At 73.1% G+C, this 4133-nt stretch carries 4 protein-coding genes; 1 reads left to right on the forward strand and 3 read right to left on the reverse strand.

What is annotated here, in order from left to right:
- Window positions 1–1191: AMP-binding protein (locus tag E1285_RS43690; protein WP_132160793.1), on the forward strand; the 1191-nt coding region annotated here is incomplete at its 5' end.
- On the opposite strand, the gene E1285_RS43695 is transcribed toward E1285_RS43690, so the two are convergent.
- The 3 genes from E1285_RS43695 to E1285_RS43705 are packed head-to-tail and all read right to left on the reverse strand — an operon-like array spanning window position 1188 to window position 3902.
- A complete protein-coding gene (locus tag E1285_RS43695; RefSeq protein ID WP_243723469.1) occupies window positions 1188–2414 on the reverse strand; it encodes a HAMP domain-containing sensor histidine kinase in 1227 nt (408 codons plus the stop codon). The two genes, E1285_RS43690 and E1285_RS43695, sit on opposite strands and share 4 nt — an antisense overlap.
- Window positions 2411–3073, reverse strand: coding sequence for a response regulator transcription factor (locus E1285_RS43700; protein WP_132160794.1), 663 nt, complete (start codon window positions 3071–3073; stop codon window positions 2411–2413). The genes E1285_RS43695 and E1285_RS43700 overlap by 4 nt, the downstream gene beginning before the upstream one ends.
- A 43-nt stretch (window positions 3074–3116) precedes the next feature.
- Window positions 3117–3902 (reverse strand): hypothetical protein, encoded by a 786-nt coding sequence (locus E1285_RS43705; protein ID WP_132160795.1) that lies wholly within the window; start codon window positions 3900–3902, stop codon window positions 3117–3119.
- Window positions 3903–4133 lie beyond the last annotated feature (231 nt).

Consider the following 4133-nt stretch of genomic DNA (forward strand, 5'->3'; position numbering starts at 1 on the left):
CCCGAACCCTCCCCCCTGGAGCAGGGCCCCAGCATCGAGGAGATCATCGGCGCGGCGCCCGCGTCCGCGTCCGGCGCCGGGCCGCCGCAGATCCAGAGCCGGACGATCATGCTCAGCTCGGGGACCACCGGCCGCCCGAAGGGCGCCCGCCGCCCGCCCCGTCCCGGCCTGTGGCCGCTCGCCTCGATGACGTCCAGGATCCCGCTGCGCGCCCGGCAGACGATGATCATCGAGGCGCCGCTGTTCCACACCTGGGGCTACGCCGCGCTCCAGATGGCGTGGGCGCTGCGGGCCCCCGTCGTCCTGCACCGCCGGTTCGACCCCGAGCAGACGCTGCGCGCCGTCGCCTCCCACGGCGAGACCACCGTGTTCGCCGTCCCGGTGATGCTCCAGCGGATCCTCGAACTGGCCCCCGGGATCCGCGCCGCCCACGACGCGTCGTCGCTGCGGATCGTGGCGATCAGCGGCGCGGCACTGCCCGGCGACCTCGCCACCCGGTTCATGGACGTCTTCGGCGACCGGCTCTACAACGTCTACGGCTCCACCGAGGCGTCCTGGGTGTCCATCGCCACCCCGCGCGACCTGCGGATCGATCCGCGCACCGCCGGGCGGCCGCCCCGCAACACCAAGCTGGTGATCCTCGACGCCGGCGGCCGCGGGCTCGGCCGCGGCGCGATCGGGCAGATCTTCGCCGCCAACGAACTGCTCTTCGAGGGCTACACCGGCGGCGAGCCGATGGAGGTCCGCGACGGGCTCCTCGCCACCGGCGACCTCGGCCACATCGACCACCGCGGCCTGCTGTTCGTCGACGGCCGCAGCGACGGCCTGGTCGTGTCCGGCGGCGAGAACGTCGTCCCCCGCGACGTGGAGGACGCCCTGCTGCGGCTCCCGGAGATCGGCGAGGTCGCGGTCGTCGGCGTCCCCGATCAGGAGTGGGGGCAGCGGCTCGCCGCATACGTCGTCCTGAGGCCGGGCGCCCGGCTGGAGGCCGCCGCCGTCCGCGAGTACGTCCACGAGCACGTCGCCCGGTACGCGGTCCCGCGCGACGTGCACTTCATCGCCCAGCTGCCCCGCAACGCCACCGGGAAGGTCGTGCACCGCTGGCTCACCGCCCGCCCCGGCCGCCCGCAGCCCGAGGGACGCGTCGACTGGCCGCCCCTCGGCGCGGAGCAGGCCGGCCGGGCGGGTTAGACCGGTCCGCGCGGGGCCGCCGCGAGGTCGGCTTCCTCGGAGAGCGGCAGCAGGACGGTGATGGACAGGCCGCCCTCCGGCCGCGGGACGGTCTCGATCGCGCCGCCGTGCGCGTCCACCACCGCCCGGACGATCGACAGGCCGAGGCCCGCGCCGTCCTTCGACCCCGTCCGGTCGGCGCGCAGCCGCCGGAACGGCTCGAAGAGCGTCCCGACCTCGTAGGAGGGCACGGGCCGCCCGGTGTTGACGACCTCAAGGAACGCCGCGCCGTCCCGGACACCGCTGCGCACCCGCACGATCCCGTCCCGCACGTTGTACTTCACGGCGTTCTCCAGCAGGTTCACCGCGCACCGCTCCAGCAGCACGGGATCACCGGCCACGACCGCGGGCGCGAGCCTCGCCTCGACGTCGACCTCCGCGGCGGACGCCTGATCATCGAGGTGGTCGAGGGCGCTGCGGATCACATCCGGCAGGGGAGTGGCCACCCGGGCGTCCAGATCCCGCTCGGACTTCGCCAGCGTCAGCAGGCCGTCGATCAGCCGCTCGTGGCGTGCGGTGTTGCCGAGCAGGACGTCCGCGAGCGCCTTGGTCTCCGGCGGGTTCTTCCGGCTGGCGAGGGCGACCTCCAGCACGGTCCGGTTGATCGTCAGCGGCGTGCGCAGCTCATGCGAGGCGTTCGCGACGAACCGGCGCTGGCTTTCGAACGCCCGTTTCAGCCGGTCCAACATCCGGTCGAACGTGTCGGCCAGGTCCTTGATCTCGTCCTGCGGTCCTTCCAGCGCGATCCGCTCGTGCAGGTTGCTCTCCGACAGCCGCCGCGCCGTCGCGGTCACCCTGTGCAGCGGGCGCAGCACCCGCCCCGCCACCACGTACCCGATCACCACGGCGAGGAAGCCGACGACCAGCATCAGCAGCAGCGAACTCCGCAGCAGCTGCTCCAGCACGTCGCGCTTCTCCTGGGCGAGCCGCCGGTCGGCCTCCCCCCTCATCGTCACCAGCTGCTCGATGCCGTCCTGCGGCGACAGGTTCCCCTGCGACGCCAGGTCCCGCAGCCGGGCGAGCATCTCCGGGTCCAGGTCACCGGCCGTCGTGAAGCCCTGGTCCATCGTCCGGACGGTCAGCAGATACGTCAGCGCCACCAGGACCGCCGACGTCAGCAGGAACAGCGACCCGTACACCAGGGTCAGCCGCGTCCGGACGCTCAGGGAGGGCAGCGTCCTCATCGCGCCTCCAGCCGGTACCCCGAACCCGTCACGGTCTCGATCACCGGAGGCGACCCCAGCTTGCGGCGCAGCGTCGCCATCGTCACCCGGACGATGTTGCTGAACGGGTCGATGTTCTCGTCCCACGCCCGCTCCAGCAGCCGCTCGGCGCTGACCACGCCGCCGTCCGCCCGCAGCAGCTCCTCCAGCACGGCGAACTCCTTCTTCGTCAGCCGCAGCTCCCGCCCGTCCCGCGCGACCCTGCGCCGATGCGGGTCCAGCCGGATGCCGCGCCGCTCCAGCACCGGCGGCACCGCGGGCCCGGCCCTGCGCGCCAGCGCGCGCACCCGCGCCACCAGCTCGCTGAACACGAACGGCTTCGGCAGATAGTCGTCGGCGCCCAGGGACAGCCCGTCCACCCGGTCCTCCACGTCTCCGGAGGCCGTCAGCATCAGGATCCGCCCCGACCCGCGCCGTTCCACCAATTCCCGGCAGACCTCGTCACCGTGCACCGCCGGCAGATCCCGGTCGAGGACCACCACGTCGTACTCGTTGTAGGAGGTCAGCTCCAGCGCCTCCGCACCGTCGTAGACCACGTCGACGGCCATGGCCTCCTCGCGGAGCCCGTCGGCGATGGTGTCCGCCAGCACATGCTCGTCCTCGACGATCAGTACACGCATGCGGTCGAGCATGACCGGTGGGAGGTTAAGCGCCGGTAAGCCCTCAACGCCGCCAGCAGGTGTAGACGACGGTCGCGGTGCCGCCCGGCGCGAACGAGACCGTCCCGCTGCCGCTGCCGTCCACGAAGCACAGCACCCTGGGACGCACCGTCACCGCCACCGACGTGGAACGCCCTTCCGCGAGCCGGCCGCCCCCGCCCGCGCTGATCCGCGCGTCCTGCGACCGGACCGACGACACCGACCACTTCACCGCGCCGCCCGTCGCCGTCAGCCGGATGCTGCACCGCGCCGGGAACCCGGCCGCCCGCACCCCGCGGCAGTCCCCGGCATCGACCGACAGCCGCCCGGGCTTGTCCGCCCTGGGCGTCCGCCTCGGCTCGGCGTCCGGTGCCGTGGCCTTCTTCTCCTCACGGGACGGCGTCGGCGCCGGGCTCGGCGTCGCCGGCGGGAACGTCTTCACCGGCGGCGCCGCCGCCGGGGGCGTCCCGTCCCCGTCCGTCGACTCGAACAGCACGAGCATCCCGGCGGTCAGCACCGCCCCGGCCGCGATCCCGGCGGCCACCAGCCACCGGTTCAGCCGCACCGGCGGCTCCCGGCACTCGTCGTCCACCAGCTCGTACAGACGGTCCCGGACCGTCTCCGCGTCCGAGACGTCGTCCGGCAGCGCGCGCACCGCCTCCCGGACCACCTCGACCGCCCGGTCATGGTCGCCGAGCAGCTCCTCGGCATACCCGATCAACTCGGGCCCGTAGACCCGGCCGACCGCGTCCGGCCGCCGCGCCTCGAGCGCTTGAGCCAGCCGGAAGTCCTCGTTCAGCGGGATGGGCACGGACGGATTATCGCCGAACGCGCACGTTGCGTGATTCCGCCGAACCACACAGTTCCCACGCCATATTTATCAGCCAACTATGAATCCCGAGGACGCCATAATGCGTATCGGGAGTGGGAGGTGTATCGAACCGGGCATTCGGCAGGTACAGCTTCCGCCCGGCCGCGATCCCCTCCGGCTGGAACCCGTCCGGCAACGCGCCCCCATCCGGCAGCCGCCCCGTCCCCATGC

The organism is Actinomadura sp. 7K507 (assembly GCF_004348425.1).
Lineage (GTDB): Bacteria > Actinomycetota > Actinomycetes > Streptosporangiales > Streptosporangiaceae > Spirillospora.